General features: G+C 38.0%; 15 protein-coding genes. 5 read left to right on the top strand and 10 right to left on the bottom strand.

Annotated features, from left to right (window positions below; translation table 11 throughout):
* The first annotated feature begins 173 nt into the window (after positions 1-173).
* From ABXG98_RS16925 to ABXG98_RS16910, 4 genes are all read left to right on the top strand, one after another.
* Positions 174-680, top strand: coding sequence for a GNAT family N-acetyltransferase (locus tag ABXG98_RS16925; RefSeq protein WP_353539880.1), 507 nt, complete (start codon positions 174-176; stop codon positions 678-680).
* Between the two features lie 202 nt (positions 681-882).
* Positions 883-1,359, top strand: coding sequence for a DUF2947 domain-containing protein (locus tag ABXG98_RS16920; protein WP_353539879.1), 477 nt, complete (start codon positions 883-885; stop codon positions 1,357-1,359).
* Entirely contained in the window at positions 1,359-2,285 is a 927-nt protein-coding gene (gene rlmF / locus ABXG98_RS16915; RefSeq protein ID WP_353539878.1) for a 23S rRNA (adenine(1618)-N(6))-methyltransferase RlmF, read from the top strand. The genes ABXG98_RS16920 and rlmF overlap by 1 nt, the downstream gene beginning before the upstream one ends.
* Positions 2,286-2,385: 100 nt before the next feature.
* Positions 2,386-3,162 (top strand): substrate-binding periplasmic protein, encoded by a 777-nt coding sequence (locus ABXG98_RS16910; protein WP_353539877.1) that lies wholly within the window; start codon positions 2,386-2,388, stop codon positions 3,160-3,162.
* A gap of 16 nt (positions 3,163-3,178) precedes the next feature.
* Here the strand turns inward: ABXG98_RS16910 and ABXG98_RS16905 are convergent, their stop codons facing one another.
* The 9 genes from ABXG98_RS16905 to ABXG98_RS16865 form a co-directional block, all read right to left on the bottom strand.
* Positions 3,179-3,673, bottom strand: a complete 495-nt coding sequence (locus ABXG98_RS16905) for a PaaI family thioesterase (protein ID WP_353539876.1) — start codon at positions 3,671-3,673, stop codon at positions 3,179-3,181.
* Positions 3,674-3,838: 165 nt separating this feature from the next.
* Complete coding sequence (locus ABXG98_RS16900) at positions 3,839-5,089, bottom strand: phenylacetate--CoA ligase family protein (RefSeq protein WP_353539875.1); 1,251 nt, start codon at positions 5,087-5,089, stop codon at positions 3,839-3,841.
* A 116-nt stretch (positions 5,090-5,205) separates the two neighbouring features.
* Entirely contained in the window at positions 5,206-6,027 is an 822-nt protein-coding gene (locus tag ABXG98_RS16895; protein WP_502901568.1) for an ABC transporter ATP-binding protein, read from the bottom strand.
* Between the two features lie 208 nt (positions 6,028-6,235).
* Complete coding sequence (locus ABXG98_RS16890) at positions 6,236-7,495, bottom strand: ABC transporter substrate-binding protein (RefSeq protein WP_353539874.1); 1,260 nt, start codon at positions 7,493-7,495, stop codon at positions 6,236-6,238.
* A 176-nt stretch (positions 7,496-7,671) separates the two neighbouring features.
* On the bottom strand, positions 7,672-8,745 hold the full coding sequence (locus ABXG98_RS16885; protein ID WP_353539873.1) for a branched-chain amino acid ABC transporter permease: 1,074 nt from the start codon (positions 8,743-8,745) through the stop codon (positions 7,672-7,674).
* A 45-nt stretch (positions 8,746-8,790) separates the two neighbouring features.
* On the bottom strand, positions 8,791-9,684 hold the full coding sequence (locus tag ABXG98_RS16880) for a branched-chain amino acid ABC transporter permease (RefSeq protein WP_353539872.1): 894 nt from the start codon (positions 9,682-9,684) through the stop codon (positions 8,791-8,793).
* On the bottom strand, positions 9,681-11,666 hold the full coding sequence (locus tag ABXG98_RS16875) for a long-chain fatty acid--CoA ligase (protein WP_353539871.1): 1,986 nt from the start codon (positions 11,664-11,666) through the stop codon (positions 9,681-9,683). The genes ABXG98_RS16880 and ABXG98_RS16875 overlap by 4 nt, the downstream gene beginning before the upstream one ends.
* Entirely contained in the window at positions 11,666-12,463 is a 798-nt protein-coding gene (locus tag ABXG98_RS16870; protein WP_353539870.1) for an ABC transporter ATP-binding protein, read from the bottom strand. Before ABXG98_RS16870 ends, ABXG98_RS16875 begins: the two co-directional genes overlap by 1 nt.
* 122 nt (positions 12,464-12,585) lie before the next feature.
* Positions 12,586-13,626: a DcaP family trimeric outer membrane transporter gene (locus ABXG98_RS16865; RefSeq protein ID WP_353539869.1), complete on the bottom strand. Its 1,041-nt coding sequence runs from the start codon at positions 13,624-13,626 to the stop codon at positions 12,586-12,588.
* A 246-nt stretch (positions 13,627-13,872) separates the two neighbouring features.
* On the opposite strand from ABXG98_RS16865, the gene ABXG98_RS16860 reads away from it, so the two are divergent.
* Positions 13,873-17,397 (top strand): hybrid sensor histidine kinase/response regulator, encoded by a 3,525-nt coding sequence (locus ABXG98_RS16860; RefSeq protein ID WP_353539868.1) that lies wholly within the window; start codon positions 13,873-13,875, stop codon positions 17,395-17,397.
* A gap of 23 nt (positions 17,398-17,420) precedes the next feature.
* Here ABXG98_RS16860 and ABXG98_RS16855 read toward each other — a convergent pair whose 3' ends face one another.
* Positions 17,421-18,083: a response regulator transcription factor gene (locus ABXG98_RS16855; protein WP_353539867.1), complete on the bottom strand. Its 663-nt coding sequence runs from the start codon at positions 18,081-18,083 to the stop codon at positions 17,421-17,423.
* Between the last annotated feature and the right edge of the window lie 25 nt (positions 18,084-18,108).

Genomic DNA, 18,108 nt, shown 5'->3' with positions numbered 1-18,108 from the left:
AATCAACCGATTAATTAAATAGTATAATCTTTAATTGATCAAGTAAAGAAAAGTAAATATGCTAACTTTGGCTTGGCTTGGCTTGGCTTGGCTTGGCTTGGCTTGGCAAAAGAATAATTTTCAATTGTCAAACTGATACAGTATATTTAGTAAAAAATAGCCAAGGACTTTTTATGGATGTAATCGGTGAAACCGAGAGGTTAACTGTCAGACAGATTAATAGTTATGATGCTGAATTTATTATTCAGTTATTGAATGACCAATCTTTTATCCAATTTATCGGTGATAAAAATGTAAGAACAACCCAGGACGCCGTTAATTATATTAACAAGGGGCCAATTTCAAGTTATAAAAAATTTGGTTTTGGTACTTATATCGTTAGCGTAAGTAAAACTAACCAACCTATTGGAATGTGTGGATTACTTAAACGATCAACGCTAGATTTCCCTGATCTAGGTTTTGCTTTTTTATCTGAATTTTGTGGTTACGGTTATGCCGCAGAAGCGACTGAATTTATCATAAAAAAAGAAATTCACACTCATAACTTAACAACAATATTGGCTGTTACTCTTCCGCTTAACTTAACTTCAAATAAGTTATTGAGAAAAATGGGGTTTACTTTTAAAAGTACAATGGAGTTTAATGGTTTAGAAAATAACCTTTATGAATATAACGTATGAACAACAGATAAGCACTCTCGACTTCAAAGTGGTACTTGTTAAAAAATTACAAACAATGTTGTTTGTAATTTTTGTATTTAAATCCGCTTTTATTTGCTCTATTGAATTAGTTAATCTATTAATTTTTTAACATCTAAGTATAATTCACAATTGAAAGATCAACATACCCTATATTTTTCATTCCCAAATCAGAGCCTAATTGATGAGTTACCTCCCACTAGAACAGTTAAAAAATGCTTGGATCTTTAAACATAAAAGTTTACCTATTGCCCAAAGCGATTTAGCCAATATAAAACCCATGACTAAAGAGCGCGCGAATGTGGTTTGGGATACCTTTATCAGTCGGCAAGTGGATCATCCTGATTTTTTCAAAAAAGGAGATTGGCCGTTTGATAAAAGTAACTGGCAAGAGCAAGGAAAATGGGAAGGTATCTGGGATAGTAATGAGTCCAGTCTACCTGAATTAATCAGCAATCATTTAGCATGGGATAATAATACGGTTGTTTATTACTGTAGCGCTAGAGATAATGTAATCGAAACCACTTGGACAACATTTAAACGGTGTTGGAAAAATTTTCTATTTATGGATGATGGCCCTATCCTAATGGGGAAAAAACGACAACAAGTAGTACAGTTTACCAGTAATGGCTATTTTAAAATTGGCGAAAAACCTAAATAATGACAACCAAAACAGCCTTGCACCCTCGTAACAAACATCGCCACGGTTACGACTTTACTCGCTTAATAAAGTCTTATCCTGCTTTATCAGTGCTCATTAAAAAAAATGAATTCAACCAAAAGGAAACCATAGACTTTAGTAATAGCGAGGCGGTAAAAGCCTTAAATAGCGCCCTGTTGAAATCTTATTATGGCATCAGCCATTGGGACTTCCCCCAAAGCTATTTATGCCCCCCCATTCCTGGTCGGGTTGATTATATTCATTATTTGGCTGATCTCTTAAAGCACTCGGCTACTAATCTAGCCGCTATTAACATGCCGAGTAAAGTTAAGGTACTTGATATTGGTACTGGTGCTACCTGTATTTATCCTATTTTAGGAGCTACAGAATATGGCTGGCACTTTGTTGCTTCTGATATTGATCCCGTTTCAGTCAAAACGGCTTCTGTCAATGTTAGCGCTAATAGCCATATTACTAAAAAAGTACAGTGCCGATTGCAGGAAAACGCTAAGCACATTTTTCAAGGCATTATTAAAGCCGGAGAGTTTTATCAATTAACTCTGTGTAATCCCCCTTTTCACAAGTCCATAGATGACGCTACTGCGGGTACAACACGCAAATGGCACAACTTAAATAAATCTGCTAAAAATTTTAATAAGAATACCCTTAATTTTGGTGGACAAAGTGCCGAGCTTTGGTGTCAGGGGGGGGAATTAGCGTTTATCAGACAAATGATTAAAGAAAGTATTGGCTTTCATAAACAAGTATTATGGTTTACTTGTTTAGTTTCAAATAAAGATCATCTCTCTAAAATAAAGCTTAGCCTTAAAAAAGCCAAAGTATCACAGTTTAAGGTAATAAAAATGGCGCAAGGACAGAAGATTAGCCGTTTTATTGCATGGAGCTTTTTTGATACTAACCTGTGATTATAATAGCAGCAATAGACGGTATCAGTTAAACAGGGTATGCTAAACCGTAGAATACTTAGAATACTGATTTGGCAAACCTTAGCTCTGTATGCAAAGAATGAAAATAATACTACCTGTCATAATTACCTTACTATGTGTTAGTAAGCACTGTTTAGCTGACCAATCTCAAATAACCTTGGTAACAGAGCATTTACCTCCTTATCAAATGATCCATCATGATTCATCTGTAACAGGTTTTGCCGTTGACGTTGTTAGTGAAGTATTTAACCGTGCCAACATAAGTTATACTTTGCATGGCTACCCTTGGGTGAGAACTTACAATATAGCTCTAAAGAAAAGTAATTACTGTATTTTCTCTATCGCTAAAATACCCAGTCGTGAAGCATTATTTAGCTGGATTGGCCCAATCACTGAAAAAACGAATGCGGTTGTTTATGCGTTAAAAAGTAATGAAAATGGACGTAAAATAACCACCCTTGAGGATTTAAAAAAATACACCACTGCTGTCAATAAAGCAGATGTCACTCATACCGGCATGTTAAATATTGGTTTGACAGAAGACAAAAATCTCTATGTGCTTCATCATTCAGAATCATTGATAAATTTACTGGTTACCCGACCAGAAATTGACTTTATAGTAGTCGATGATATTACCATCCCACACAGGGCCAAACTTGCTGGAATTTCTATGTCGCTACTTCAGCGAGTTATTGAGGTTGAAAGTTTACCACTAAATTTTTATCTCGCTTGTAACATCAACACGGATAAAAGCGTTATTGATAAACTTAAAACCAATTTGGACATGGTTCATCAAGATGGAACTTATCAACAAATTCTATCCAAATGGACCGGTGATATAAAACAAGTAAAATAAGTTAGTTTATTAAGTATCACGACTGACTCATACTAGCAGGCATGAGCACCGCAATAACTTGACCTTTTGCACAAATAACGTCATTGGCTGATAAAGTTATATCAACAATAATTTTGCGTTCTTTGACTTCACTAAACTCTCCTATCAACTCTAACTCTACACCTTGGGGAGTTGGCGCTAAATAGCTAACATTTAAGGCACCAGTAACAAACCGCAACGCGGGCAAACTACCCATTTCACGGTTTTGAGACAAATAAGCCATAGCTGATGCACTGCCTGTGCCATGACAATCAATGAGTGAGGCAATCATGCCACCATATACAAAACCTGGGATAGCAGTATAGATCTCACTGGGGGTATGATGCGCAATAGTGCGACTATTTAATGCTGTTTCTTTATCAATAGTTTGCCAGTAGCTTTTCAGTTGATGGCCTTGCTTGTTATTTTTTCCACAACCAAAACAATGACTCAGCTCTTCTGGGTAACAATCTTGAAATGCCTTTTGCTTCATAAGTATTCCTTTTATTAATGATGATGTTCTCTAGACAAGTTTATAACCCTGTTTAATTACTGGAGCCAAGCTCAAGCTGGTTTGGCTATACTATGCAGGGATGAATTTATTTAACTATTTCACTATGTGATTATTGGACAAACATCCAACCTCTCATAATATTTACTAATCAACAGGACGAAGATCATCTATCACTTTGCCATCATCAGCTAATGATGCTAAGGCAACAAACTCAACAGTTCCTGTTAGTTTGGTGATTTTTTTTAAACTGGAGCTGATATTTTCACTAGCGGTATCAATTTCAGCTTCCGTAAGCGCGCTTGTATCAAATTCGCATTGTAAGTGCATTTGATCATTATAATTAGCTTGGCTGACCGATAGACGCATTTTAGCAATACCGGGGTAACTTTGACGAACTTGTTCAATTTGTTGTGGGTGAACAAACATACCTTTAACCTTAGTAGTCTGATCAGCACGACCTAACCAGCCTTTGATACGCATATTTGTTCGACCACAAGCACTTTCTCCTGATTTCACAGCAGACAAATCCCCGGTAGCAAATCTAATCAGGGGGTAGTCGACATTAAAACTAGTCACGACCACTTCACCAATTTCACCATCGGCAACCGGCTCTAATGTGCCCGGTCGGACTATTTCTACTAATAAGTCTTCGGCAATAATTAAGCCATCATCCGCTTGAGATTCAAAGCCTATTAACCCTATATCAGCTGTTGCATATGCTTGAAGTGCTTCTATACCTGCATCACTAAACGTTTGCCTTAGTGCTTTGGGTAGAGCCTCTCCGGTCAATAGAGCTTTCGTTATACTGGAGATGTCGCGCTGCTCGGCTTTTGCTTTATCAAGTATAATATTTAAAAAAGACGGGGTTCCGCTGTACCCCATAGGTTTTAAGTGCTCAATGATATCTAGTTGTTGCTCAGTTTGTCCTGGCCCTGCAGGAACAACCAAACAACCACAGGCTCTAGCACCTGAATCAAGGATGAAACCACCAGGAGTTAAATGATAGGATAAGCAGTTTTGAACAACATCACCGGCTCTAAACCCTGCAGAATAAAAAGCTTGTCCCATTCGCCACCAATCATCACTTGTATTTTCAGGATCATAAATAGGCCCAGGTGATTGAAACACTCGACTTATATTTGCAGTTTTAGCATTTAACCCACCAAAAGGAGCATTTTTAGCCTGAAGCTTTAATAAATCTGATTTGCGCGTAATGGGCAATTGAGCCAACAATGCTCGCGTTGTGATTTCTTCAGCATCTATATGTTGTAAAATTTGTTCATAATGCTGGCATTCTTGTTTGGCATAATTAATAAAAGCGGGTAAACGTGCCAAAAGAGACTGCTCACGTAATTGCGGATTTTGACACTCTCGTTCGTAAAAAAAATTTTTCATGATAACTCGTTAATTTAGAAAGCAAGTGGTTAATGGTAACCATATGTAAATTAATAACTTATTGTGGAAGCACCCTATTTATAGAGTAAAGTATTAGCGATAATATTTAGCGTTTTTTATAACCAACGTTTACGACGTTTATACGATTTCAAGTTCTTGAAGCTTTTGCGCTCTTCATTGCCGCCACCTAAATAAAACTCTTTTACATCTTCGTTGCTCAATAGCTGCTCTTGGGTACCATCAAGTACAATTTTACCTGATTCCATAATGTAGCCATAATCTGCAGCTTTAATTGCATAGTTAGCATTTTGCTCAACGATCAACATAGTAATACCTTGATCTTGATTGATCTTTTTAATTATACCAAACACTTCTTTAACGAGTAATGGCGATAAGCCCATAGATGGCTCATCTAAACAAATCATTTTAGGGCGTGCCATTAATGCACGGCCAATGGCCAACATTTGTTGCTCACCTCCCGATAGATAACCCGCTAAACCTGTGCGCTCTTTTAGCCTTGGAAAATAATTAAATACCATTTCAATATCTTGGTTGATTTGTGAATCATTACGGGTATAAGCACCTAATTTTAAGTTTTCAATCGAGGTCATATCTTCGATGATTCGACGACCTTCCATCACTTGTATCAGACCACTTCGAACAACATCTTCACCATTTTTAGTATCAATACGTTCACCCATAAAGGTTATATCACCTTTAGTGACTTCACCATATTCACTACGCAGTAAACCTGATATTGCTTTTAGTGTTGTAGACTTACCCGCACCATTAGGGCCAAGCAAGGTCACTACGTCACCTTCTGGAACGTCTAATGATACGCCTCGAAGCACTTGAATAACTTCGTCATAAACCACCTCAATATTATTAACTGATAACATTGGCGAGGCTGTTTGAATTTTTACTGCCGCCTGTGACATATTTATACTCCGTTGAGCCCAATACTTATCGACTAAGAGCGTAAGTATCGACCTTCTCAATAATGGGTTTAGCAACATGTAAGCAACGACAACTTTTATTTGTAAAAAATCAGTTGTCTATTGCTTCATTGCTTGCTTGCTTGCAGCGAATTAATCGAAATAACACATTAAGTCGATCACGCCGCTGCTATTTCTAAACAGTTAACAATTAGTAACCTAACCAATCATCACGACGTTTGAGCGTAACTTGTGACTCTTGCTCAATTTTAATATCGCCGCCGTTATAATTACCTTTATAAATGTTCACTTGGTTAATACCTCGGTGATCTTCAAGGGTCCAATTTGCCGCTAAACATACGCCTTCAAGTCCTTTTGGCACCCAATTTTTGTTAGCATACATACCTTTTTTGACATTCTCACCAGTAATACCGCCATTATCTTTCGCCCATTCCATCGCTTCTTTCATAAAGTAGGTTGAACAAACACCGCGCATATAGTGATGAACGCGCTCTTTTTTACCAGAGCTATCTGACATTTTTGAAATTTCACGTACTAACTTCATCCCTGGTACATCATCATTCCAAAACGGTGTCATAGTTGGGAATATGTAATTTTTGATGCCCTCACCTGCTGCTTTAAATACATTTTTATCGCCGCCCCAAATATTTGACATAAATTGAATATCAACGCCTACGGTATTACATGATTTAACAAGTGACAGAACAGAGCCACCTAAATTACCAATATAGCCATAGTTTGAACCAGAGCTTTTAATGCTTAAACACTGTGCTTTAAAGTCACCTGGTTTCATAGAAATAACCACCGGTGGTAACACATTAAAACCTAACTCAGTTGCATACTCAGCACATGCTGCTTTTGGTGCGTTAGGGAATGGGTGGTTTGCGCCAATATGAGTAAATTTAGGTTGGCCTTTAGCGCCTTTCTTTTTCCAATCATCCGCCGCCCACTGTACTAAACCACGACAAGCGTCTGAATAAGATGCACCGTAGAAAAAATTATAAGGTGCTGGTTTTTTTGTATGCGGATTTTTGCCGGTAGGATCAGTTAAGTGACCAGAATATGAAGCAGAAAACACTGGGGTTTTATCTCGGGCAACAAACGAAATTAACGCTTCAGTATCAGCTGTGCCCCAACCTTGCATCGCAACCATTTTTTTACGCGACTTCCATTTTTTATATGCCGCAATAGCTTGTGGAACTTTGTACGCATAATCAATAGTTTCTGACTCAAGTTTAGTGCCTTTAATACCACCATTTGCATTAATATAAGCAAGTGAGTCACGGATGCCATCAGCGTAGTTTTTACCAACAAAAGCAGTTGGACCTGACATATCAGCTAAATGACCTACAAAAACAGAGTCTTGAGCTTGAACTTGACTCGTTACGCTTAACGCAATACTCGCAGCAACTGAACTTAGTAATAATTTTTTATTGATAACTTTTCTCATGTGAATTCCTCAACTTGTTATTTAGTTATTTTCCCTTTTTACCGATATAACTAGGTAATAAAGGGAAACGTTATTGTTATAATTACTTTTTTACATTACACAGTTAGTTCAATCCTGTTCCCCATTTAACTAACTGCGCTTTATTCTCCCTACTCACTAACCCTTTGTTCAAAGGCTTAATAAGCAAATGGATAGAATTTCCAATAGTTTTTAATTTGCGCCCAACGATGAGCTAACCCTTCAGGTTCAAAAATTAAAAATCCAATAATGACCAAACCAATTGCCATTTCTTTTATATACGCTAAACCATCAACCACCATAGGAATATTGCCCCAGTCGGTCATTTTCATTAGGCCAACGCCACTTTCTAAAACTTCAGGTAAGAACACCATGAAGATAACGCCCATCAGGGTTCCTTTAATTGAGCCCATTCCACCAATAATGATCATTGCTAAGAATTGAATTGACATCATAATGGTAAACCCCTCTGCCGACACATAACCCAAATAGTGGGCATATAAAGCACCACCAATGCCAGCATAAAAAGATGAAATACCAAATGAAAGTAAACGATACTTGTTAAGGTTAACCCCCATAATTTCAGCTGATAAATAATGATCACGAACGGCAACAAAAGCTCTGCCATCTCGACTACGCATTAGGTTACAACCCCAAATAAACATAAATACTAATGAAAACAGTGCAACGTAGTAGAAGCTCTGATCAGTATCAAAAACAAAACCAAATAAAGAAATAGGGTCTGCCATAGAGCCTGCAGCACCACCAGAGAACCACTCAGCACGAGCAAAGAAATCTTCAATAATAAACTGTGAAGCTAAAGTTGCTATGGCTAAATACAAGCCCTTAATACGCGCGGCTGGAGCACCAAACATCATGCCCACACCCATGGTTAAGAAGCCCGCTAACGGTATACATAAAAACACAGGAATATTAAAACTGGTATTAAGCCAAGCTGAAGCAAACGCGCCAAAACCAAAGAATGCCCCATGACCTAGGGATATTTGCCCGGTATACCCCACCAAAATGTTTAATCCTAAGGCGGCAATACCCAGATAAGATATTTGAATTAATAAGGTAATAAAATAGCCATCAACCAATAACGGTGCAAAGCACAATGCGATGATGGTAAAGATGGTTACCCAACGGATAGTTTTTGTTTCAAAAATTGTATTATCTTGTTTATAGCTGGTGCGAAAATCTCCGCACGGTCGCATGGTTAAACTCGACATAAATCACTCCTAAATAATTGCTGATTTTTGTTTGTTAAAATGCGCTTATATACGCTCAATGTCTTTAGTACCAAATAAGCCATAGGGCTTGAACCAAAGAATAATTAACAACACATAAAATGGTGCGATGTCGTACATATTGCCAATGTGTAAATACTGGCTATCAAAAAATTCGGCTAAGTTTTCCAACACACCTATAGTGATACCGCCAACAATTGCACCAACAATTGAGTCTAAACCACCTAAAATTACCGCAGGGAATACCTTAATGCCCATAATAGAAAGCGAATCTGAAACACCATTAACCATGCCAATTACTATACCCGCAGTAGCTGAAACTGTTGCTGCAATGCCCCAACTCATGGCAAAGACTTGCTTAACAGATATACCCAAACTTTGCGATACTTGTTGGTCAAAGGCCGTAGCTCGCATGGCTAAACCATGTTTAGAGTGTTTAAAGAATAAATAGAAGGCAACCATGATTATTAACGCTATTACCGTACTCATTAAGTAGGCCATTTCAATATTTAACCCCAAAATACTAATAGATTGAGTATCAAACACTTGCGGATAGCTTTGTGGTGAAACACCAAATATCCATTTCATTAACGATTGGAAGAAAATTGAAAGACCAATCGTGACCATTATCACGGATATAATGGGCTCACCAATCATAGGGCGTAGCACTATCATTTGCAGCAGCACACCAAACGCAGCCATAAAAGCAAGGGAGACAATAAAACCTAGAAAGAAAGGTAACTCTAAATAAATCAGTGATGCCCAACAAACCCATGCACCAATCAGTAAAAATTCACCTTGAGCGAAGTTGACAATTTGTGTCGATTTGTAAACTAGTACAAAACACATACCAATAACGCCGTATAACAAGCCAACAATTAGGCCATTAACAATTAGTTGAGCTAAGAGTTCAAAATTCATGATGCTTTCCTCTGCGTTTGCTTAACTGCTGATGAAACAGCACTACCGTCATTTTCAATAACCGTAGCCACCTTCAGTTTGGTTTGAATACGTGAGCTACCACCATCTTGGAAAGTAACAACTGTATCGATATCAACCATATCTTTATTGTCATAAATTGACTGAATAATATCGCCATACTTGTCAGCAATAACCGTACGTCGTACTTTTCTTGTACGTGTTAATTCACCATCATCAGCGTCAAGCTCTTTATAGAGCAAAATAAACTTATTAATTTTTTGAGCTTCAGGTAAGGTTGCATTAACTTTCTCTACTTCTTTGCTAAGTTGTTCATAAACTTCAGGTAAAGCAGAGAGACTCGTATAGTTAGTAAAACCATAGCCTTTTTGTTCAGCCCATTTAGAAACAATAGAAAAGCGAATACAAATAATGGCACTTAAGTAAGGTTTATCTTTACCTAAAATTACCGCCTCACCAATAAAGGATGAGAACTTTAATTTGTTTTCAATGTATTGCGGAGAGTACTGAATACCATTGCTGGTTTTAGCAAGATCTTTAATACGATCTATGATGACTAGGTGACCAGATGGTTTAAAGTAGCCAGCATCACCAGTATGCATCCAACCGTCAATCACATCTTCGTCATAGGCTTCTTGATTATCTAAATAGCCCGTAAACATACCCACCGTTTTCGCGATAACCTCACCAACGCCTTCTTTATCAGCATTGATAACTTTTACTTCAGCGCTATCAAAGGCAACCCCTACACTGTCGTAATCTACATCATGTTCTTCATGAACTGTGTAAGCACCACATAACTCTGTTTGTCCATAAAGTTGACGCAGCGGAACCCCGATTGTTTGGAAAAATCTAAAGGTGTCAGGCCCCATAGCTGCCCCACCGGTGGCCGCTGATTTTAAATAAGTAAAACCTAATCTATCTTTTAAGGCATTCATCAGCAGAAAGTCGGCTAGCTTTGAACGTTTTCCTTGAGCTTGCGCCTTTTCTGCAATGTTAAATGCATAATCAAATATTTTTTGTTTGAGCGGTGTTGAGTCCATCATTCGGGCTTTAACATCGGCAAGAATACCTTCCCACACGCGAGGGGCTAACAACACAAAACTGGGTCCAATTTCACGTAGATCTGCCATCAATGTTTCTTGCTCTTCAACAAAGTTAACGATTTGGCGAGAAATTAATGCTTGGCCAACGGCATATACTTGTTCCATGATCCAAGGCAAAGGTAAAACTGACACATAATTGTCACCCGGTTGCCGAGGGTCTGCACGCAAGTAAGAACTACAGTGTTTAACGAAATTACCACCTCCTAAAAAAGCGATTTTAGGCTTAGAAGTTGTACCTGATGTTGTACAATAAATGGCAGTATCTTCAGCACGGGTTGAGTCTACATATAAGTCATAAAGCTCAGGAGATAAGGTTTCTATTTCTTTACCTTGCTTGTAAATATCTTCTATGCTGATTAAGCGTTTGTCATCATATTTACGCATTCCCCGAGGATCACAGTAAATGATAAATTTTACGTCGGGTATTTGATCGCCAAGTTCGAGTAATTTATCACATTGCTCTTCATCTTCAGCGATAACTACTGTTGCATTACTTTTGTTGAGTAAGTAAACCACTTCTTCATGTAATGAATCCTGGAAAATACCGATAGAGAAACAACTCATCGCATGGGCAGCAATTTCGCCCCACACCCACTCTGGGCGGTTATCACCTAACAAGGCAATTGCATCTTGAGGTTGTACCCCTAGCTTTCTTAGTGCTAGCGAAAGCCACTTAACGCGGTTTTGATATTCTTGCCAGTTAAACTCATTCCAAATACCAAATTCTTTTTCACGCATTGCAATATCATTTGGCCAGTTTTTAGCGTTGTGTCTTAAAATCTTAGGAAAGGTATCTAGTTCACCCATTTCAAAATCATCACTAGTCGTTACACTATTGGCCGTTTGTAAGTTTGACATTAGCTTGCCTCCTTTACTTCTTCATCATCTTCTATACCAAGGTAAGCACGTTTAACATGAGGATCAGCCATGACTTCATCAGGTAAGCCTGCCATCAGTTTTTTACCAAAATCAAGCACCATAACTTGGTGTGAAATGTCCATAACCACACCCATATCATGTTCAATCATGACGACGGTAATACCAAACTCTTCGTTTAAATCGAGGATATAACGCGCCATATCTTCTTTTTCTTCTAAATTCATACCGGCCATTGGTTCATCAAGCAGAATTAATTCTGGTTTTAATGCCATGGCTCGAGCTAACTCTACTCGCTTACGTAAACCATAAGACAAGGTACCTGCTACTGATTTTCTGATTGGAGAAATTTCTAAGAAGTCAATAATCTCTTCCACATATCTACGATGAGCAAGTTCTTCGGTTTGTGCCGGTGATGCCCAATATAAAGGCCCAGTTAGCCAATTGTTTTTCAATAAATGGTGACGGCCAACCATAATGTTGTCTAAAACCGTCATATGACCAAATAAGGCTAAGTTTTGAAACGTACGTCCCATCCCAAGATCAGCTCTATCGTTCGGACGTAAGTTAGTGACATTTTTTTCATTGAAGATGATATTTCCAGAATTAGGTCGATAACGACCGGAAATACAGTTAAGCATGGAGGTTTTACCAGCACCATTTGGCCCGATAATAGAAAATACAGAGCCACGGGGAACTTCAAAACTCACGTCTGTTAGGGCTTTTACACCACCAAACGCTAAAGAAATATGCTCTACTTTGAGTATTGACTCAGTCATACTCACACTCCTAAATTAATAAATATAATATTTGCGTTATAAAAAGGGAGGGGGGAGCTCCCCCCTCCAAAAACGTAACAAACAAAATGGGAACTGTTACGTGTTAAAGCCCTTGAAAATAACTAAAGAACATACTTCAATGACAATTGTGCGTAGTTTGAATCGGCATCTTGGTCGTCCATAATGAACTGCCCAAATTCAACACCTACTGATAATTGTTTGGTTAAATTATCAAACAAGTTAACGCTCCACTGACTGCGATCAGCACCTGAAACATCCGCTTCAGCGGCACCATACATTACCGTTGTTCTTAAGCTTTCATTCCAGAAATGACGGTAAGCGGCAAGATAAGCTGTGGTTTCTTCAACTTCTTCACCAACAACATCTTTAGCAAATGCAGCACCAACATAACGACCTAACTCACCTTGGTGAATTTGGAATCTAAAATCATCTTTACCTGAGGTTTTAATGCGACCAGCAATTGAAGCGCCAATAGCGGTTTCTGTGTTGCCTAAGGTGGTGTTTAATTGGCGAGCAAGGGCAGATACCGAAACGTTACCCCAGTCACCTTTCATGTTATAACGCGCAACCACATCAGGCATACTGTCATTAGCTGTATCACCACCCCATGTTTCAGGGTTTTCAACAGACACTTGGAAGTTACCAGCGGTATAGCGTACTTGGCCTTGACGAATAAACACTAAACCTGTGGTAGCACCAGCAAAATCAGCAGTTTCAGGAATAGCACTGGTATTCATAAAGGTTGTCCAAGTTTGGCCAGCCAGTACGTTTTTGTATTTAATAAATGCGTGTCGAATACGAGGATTTGCTGAGTTAGAGACAATTTCATTACCGCCACCGCCCCAAAAATCCATTTCAATAAAGCCCATGACATCACCATGGCTATACTTCATGTTAAAACGGGTTTCATTGGCATAAAGGTTAAATTGCGATGCACTTTCTTCTAGCTTTGTTCCTGTACCAATCCAAAATGGTCTATAGGCAACATCACCATCAACATAACGTGCATCAACTTTAATATAACCACCAAAAGAAATTTTATCTTGGTCAGATAGTTTTATATCGTAACCGGCGTTAGCTGCACTCGTGGCAGCAAGTAAGCTGGAAGCGAGTAATAATTTTTTTGTTTTTTTGTTAAACATTTTCTGTATCCCCTTCTTATATTATTGGTGTTTTTATTTTCATGGATGTTCTGTGTTTGCAAATTCATAATAATCCAGTACGCAAATGACACAATCGGCAATAAGACTTAGCACTCCAGAATTAGTCCTTTAGTCGTAGCTAGAGAAAAAATACAAGTACTAGTACTTAAGTTTTAGAAATGGAGGCGTTTTTTAGTAAAAAACTATGATAAATTTACGTTAAGAATAAGGTTTACAGAGACAGGTATGTTTTCAAATTGGTTATTGGTTACCGTAAGCATTGGCTACATTGGTTTATTATTTCTTATCGCCCATTTAGGGGGGAAATACAGACATAAACTTAAAACCAAACAGCAAACGATTATATATGCGTTGTCCTTAGGGGTTTATTGTACTTCTTGGGGATTTTTAGGTACCACAGCCCAAGCAGCCAATCATTCGTTTACTTATATTTCGGTTTACTTGGCGCCTATTTTACTGTTTGTTTTCGCTTGGCCCTTTATTCAACGCATTATTAAAACCAGTTTACAGCTTAAAATAACCTCTATTGCTGATTTATTGTCGGCACGCTTTGGTAAATCACAAAATTTAGCGGTAATTATCACCCTAGCAGCCTTAATTGGCACCATGCCTTATATTGCGCTGCAACTAAAAGCTATCATTTTTTCCTACCAAATTTTACAAGAAACACCTGATTTACCTATTTGGCAACTAGGCTTAATTGTCAGTATTATTCTCGCCGTTTTTACCATCATTTTTGGTATTCGTACTATAGATATAACCGAGCGTCATCCGGGTGTAATGATTGCCATTGCCTTTGAGTCGCTGGTAAAGCTAATTGCATTTTTGCTGGTAGGTTTATTTGTTTGTTTCGTTATTTATGATACGCCATTGACAATTTGGGAGTCATCTAAGAATCAACTTGATTTATCAAAGCAATTTGAGTTTAGTAGCCTTGTTGGCATGTTCGGTATGCTGATCATCGTTATGTCTGCTTTTTTATGCTTACCTCGACAATTTCAAGTCATGTTTGTTGAAATTAAGGAGCAAAAAAATAGTGCTCATGCCCGCTGGCTATTACCATTATATGTATTGATTTTTGCCTTTTTTGCCGGTCCTTTAGGCTTAGCCGGTAATTTAAACTATGGTAATTCACTTCAGGCTGATGCCTATGTACTTTTCTTACCCGCTCTAAATGGTCATGTTTGGTTGTCGTTGTTTGCTTTTTTAGGTGCAGTGTCAGCCGCTAGCTCTATGGTCATTGTCTCGACCATCGCTTTAAGTACTATGCTAAGTAATGAAATTGTTTTTCCTTTGATGTTTAAGTATGCTCGCCAACCTAATCATGATTTCAAACACTTTCAATCACAATTATTATTAATTCGCAAAGCACTAGTGTTAGTCGTTGTATTTTTAAGTTACGGATTACTATTACTATCTCCACCTGATACCTTATCTTCATTGGGCGAAGTTGCCTTTGGCGCAATCGCACAAATTGGCCCAGCGTTATTTGCTGCTTTCTACTGGCGAAAGGCAACCTTAGCAGGTGTACTTTCAGGAATTAGCTGCGGTTTTATTATTTGGATAGTATTTAATCTGTTACCACAACTTGGCGTTTACACTCATCCCCTAGCACACAGTGATTTACCCGGCACCACAGTGATAACGCTCATTGGGTTACTCGTTAATATAATTGCGCTGTTTCTGGTGTCTTTATTAACAAGACAAAGCATTCGGGAACAAATGCAAAGTAAATTCTTTTACAAGGACAGAAAAAAAGCACAATGGAGTTTACCTATTCAACCCAAAGTGGATATTGTTGAACTTGAATTTTTAGTGGCTAGATTTATTGGTAAAAAAAAGGCTAATGAGTGTTTTCGTGAGTTTCACAATGCCCGATACGCTAAAAATAACAAAGCCTTTAATGAAGCTATTCTATTTCATGCAGAAAATACCCTTGCCCGAGTATTAGGCTCTGCTTCAGCAAAATTAGTCACCTCTTTTGCCGTTAGTGGTCGAGGGATGGCTTTTGAACAAGTGGCTAAATTGGTTGAAGATAATTCCACCCAACAACTTGAGTTTAGTCGTACTGTACTCCAAAGTGCCATCGAGAATGTAAGTGAAGGAATATCGGTTATTGATAGCGAGCTAAAATTAGTGGCATGGAATAAACAATATCTCGACATATTTAATTATCCTGAAAATTTCATTTATATTGGCTGTCCTGCCAGCCAGCTAATCCACTTTAATTTGAGCCAACAAGGCTATTTTGTTGAAGATATTGAACGCCAAGTAGAGAAACGTATTCAATTTATTAAAGCCGGTAGCAAGCATAATTCTGAATACAAGCTAAAGAATGGTAAAACTATTCGTATTGAAGGTAACCCTATCCCTGGAGGTGGTTTCGTGATGATATTCTCCGATATCTCCATCTATCGCCAGACGGAAAAAGTACTAAAAGAAGAAAATACCGATCTAGAATCGCGAGTTCGATTTCGAACGGCTGAACTAGAGCAAGCTAATAAAGAGCTGGCTCTAGCCAACTGTGAACTAGCTCAAGCTCAAGCTAAAGCTGAACAAGCCCACCTAAAAAAAAGTCAGTACCTAAAAGCCTGTAGTCATGATTTATTACAGCCCTTATCTGCGGCGAGACTTTTTTCATCGGCAATTTCATTAAGCTCAAAAGTCAGCCATGAAGAACGAGAACAAATCAAACAAATAGATAACTCTTTAGAAATAGCAAATAGCTTATTGCTCGATCTTAATGAAATTGCCCGTATTGAAAGCGGTAATATTTCTCCGAACATTGCTGCTATCGAAGTAAAAGCTCTATTTACTATGCTTACCAGTGAGTTCAATGCATTAACTGACGAGTATCAAGTAGAGTTTCATTGTAAAACGAGTAAATTATATATCGCTAGTGATATCACACTACTAGCAAGGATTATCCAAAACTTCCTCAGTAACGCATTTCGTTATGCCCATACTGACGACAAAACCCATCCTAACAAAGTCCTACTGGGTTGTCGCAGACAAGGAAATGAGTTATCAATTCAAGTTTTTGATAATGGTCCAGGAATACCAAAAGACAAACAACAGCAAGTGTTTGAGCAGTTTACTCAATTAAACTCTAGTAATGCAATTGGCCCTAAAGGCTTAGGTTTAGGCCTTAACATCGCACAGAGTTTAGCCTGTTTACTCAAGCATCAAATTAACCTGAAATCGCAAGAAAACCATGGTTGTTTGTTTAGCATAAATGTTCCTATTTGCGATCCTCCCAACATCAAGAATATATCTACACCACCCGCTAGGATGAATTTGAACGGTGTTGGCGTGCTGTGTATTGATAATGAAAAAGCAATATTACAAGGAATGACTGAACTACTCACCGCATGGCAATGCCAAGTTTATACAGCTATCAATGCAAAACAAGCACGCGATATTTATGCAAAACACGAAGATAGTATTGATATTTTATTAGTTGATTATCAATTAACAGGCAGCCCACAAGATACAGAGCTATACGGCCAAGCAAAATACACTGACGACAACATAAATGGTATCGCACTAATTAAACAAATAAGAGCGATGAGCCAGCACTCATTACCAGCAATACTGATTAGCGCAACAACGGATGAAAAACTGAAATCACTAGCACAACAAGCAGACGTAGGATATTTGCGAAAAATAATTAAACCCATAGCACTTAGGGCACTGATGAGTTCATTACTCACTAAAGAACTAGAGAAAAATTATTCTCACCTACTGTAACGCTTAGTTATTAGATAGTGTGATTAGGTGTCCGCAGGTTGCCCAAACGTGTTTTGATTAAGTTGTAGTTCATTGAGTAAAATAACAGCTTGAGTGCGATTACGAACGCCAAGTTTTAAAAAAATAGTACTCGCATGACTTTTAATGGTCGACTCAGATAACCCAAGTTCATATGCGATTTGTTTGTTTAATAAACCATCAGCAAACATCAATAAAATTTTATGTTGCTTAGGTGTTAATGATGCAATTTTATCATCTGCATTACTCGCTTGTTCATTATTAGTAAACTCTCCATCAGGTGTCCATAGTTTACCATTGATGACTTCATTAATCGCTACAACCATCTCTGGTACTGGGGTTGATTTTGGTATAAAGCCGGCCGCTCCTAAATGCATGGCTTTGTGTATTGTTTCTTTATCTTCAAAACCAGAAATAATTACAACCCCCAAATCAGGATAAGAGCGTCTAATAGTAATTAAGCTATTAAACCCTTGCGCCCCGGGAATATCAAGATCAAGTAATAACAAGTCAGCACAACTAGAAGCACTTAAGTGCTGCTCTAACTCTGGTATAGTTTGGGCCTCGAACACTTCAACACCGTTAAAATTAGATTTTAACGTTATCGTTAATGCTTGGCGAAATAGCGGATGATCATCTGCTAATACTATTTTCATGTTTTCAAACATAGTTTTTACTCTTGACTTGGCTAAT

It is taken from the genome of Colwellia sp. KU-HH00111 (genome assembly GCF_040362745.1).
Taxonomy (GTDB): Bacteria; Pseudomonadota; Gammaproteobacteria; order Enterobacterales; family Alteromonadaceae; genus Colwellia.
The sequence above is the reverse complement of the archived record's forward strand: the minus strand, read 5'-3'. Positions and strand labels throughout refer to the sequence as shown.

Coding starts and splice junctions, on each gene's coding strand:
- ABXG98_RS16925 (WP_353539880.1), top strand. CDS start 174: ATGGATGTAATCGGTGAAACCGAGAGGTTAACTGTCAGACAGATTAAT.
- ABXG98_RS16920 (WP_353539879.1), top strand. CDS start 883: ATGAGTTACCTCCCACTAGAACAGTTAAAAAATGCTTGGATCTTTAAA.
- rlmF (WP_353539878.1), top strand. CDS start 1,359: ATGACAACCAAAACAGCCTTGCACCCTCGTAACAAACATCGCCACGGT.
- ABXG98_RS16910 (WP_353539877.1), top strand. CDS start 2,386: ATGAAAATAATACTACCTGTCATAATTACCTTACTATGTGTTAGTAAG.
- ABXG98_RS16905 (WP_353539876.1), bottom strand. CDS start 3,673: ATGAAGCAAAAGGCATTTCAAGATTGTTACCCAGAAGAGCTGAGTCAT.
- ABXG98_RS16900 (WP_353539875.1), bottom strand. CDS start 5,089: ATGAAAAATTTTTTTTACGAACGAGAGTGTCAAAATCCGCAATTACGT.
- ABXG98_RS16895 (WP_502901568.1), bottom strand. CDS start 6,027: ATGTCACAGGCGGCAGTAAAAATTCAAACAGCCTCGCCAATGTTATCA.
- ABXG98_RS16890 (WP_353539874.1), bottom strand. CDS start 7,495: ATGAGAAAAGTTATCAATAAAAAATTATTACTAAGTTCAGTTGCTGCG.
- ABXG98_RS16885 (WP_353539873.1), bottom strand. CDS start 8,745: ATGTCGAGTTTAACCATGCGACCGTGCGGAGATTTTCGCACCAGCTAT.
- ABXG98_RS16880 (WP_353539872.1), bottom strand. CDS start 9,684: ATGAATTTTGAACTCTTAGCTCAACTAATTGTTAATGGCCTAATTGTT.
- ABXG98_RS16875 (WP_353539871.1), bottom strand. CDS start 11,666: ATGTCAAACTTACAAACGGCCAATAGTGTAACGACTAGTGATGATTTT.
- ABXG98_RS16870 (WP_353539870.1), bottom strand. CDS start 12,463: ATGACTGAGTCAATACTCAAAGTAGAGCATATTTCTTTAGCGTTTGGT.
- ABXG98_RS16865 (WP_353539869.1), bottom strand. CDS start 13,626: ATGTTTAACAAAAAAACAAAAAAATTATTACTCGCTTCCAGCTTACTT.
- ABXG98_RS16860 (WP_353539868.1), top strand. CDS start 13,873: ATGTTTTCAAATTGGTTATTGGTTACCGTAAGCATTGGCTACATTGGT.
- ABXG98_RS16855 (WP_353539867.1), bottom strand. CDS start 18,083: ATGTTTGAAAACATGAAAATAGTATTAGCAGATGATCATCCGCTATTT.